This is a genomic window from Xanthomonas albilineans, assembly GCF_002939705.1.
In the GTDB taxonomy this organism is placed as follows: domain Bacteria; phylum Pseudomonadota; class Gammaproteobacteria; order Xanthomonadales; family Xanthomonadaceae; genus Xanthomonas_A; species Xanthomonas_A albilineans.
Genome location: NZ_MDCB01000120.1, coordinates 1 through 330 on the forward strand (window position 1 = coordinate 1; position 330 = coordinate 330).

The 330-nt window shown below is 63.3% G+C and carries 1 protein-coding gene; it reads right to left on the reverse strand.

The window, feature by feature from the left end; translation table 11 throughout:
- Positions 1–330 (reverse strand): condensation domain-containing protein (locus XalbCFBP2523_RS16030; RefSeq protein WP_146084166.1); only part of this gene is annotated, 330 nt, incomplete at both ends.

Consider the following 330-nt stretch of genomic DNA (forward strand, 5'->3'; position numbering starts at 1 on the left):
CCCCATCGACCACCCGTCCGAGACGATGTGGTGCATGGTCACGAAGAAAACGTATTCGTCGTGGGCGAGCTGTACCAGCACGCCACGGATCAGCGGACCGCGTTCCAGCGCGAAGGGCGCTTGCGCCTCCTCGGCCAATAACTGCTCCAGCTTCGCCTCGCGCTCGGGCATATCGCGCAGATCGTGAACGATCAACTGGAAGCCGCTGTCTTCGGCGGCAATCTGCTGCAATGCCTGTCCATCGATCAACGCGAAGGTCGTGCGCAGCGACGCATGCCGGGCCACGATGCGATCCAGCGCACGTTGCAGCGCTTGTGTCTCCAGCGCTCC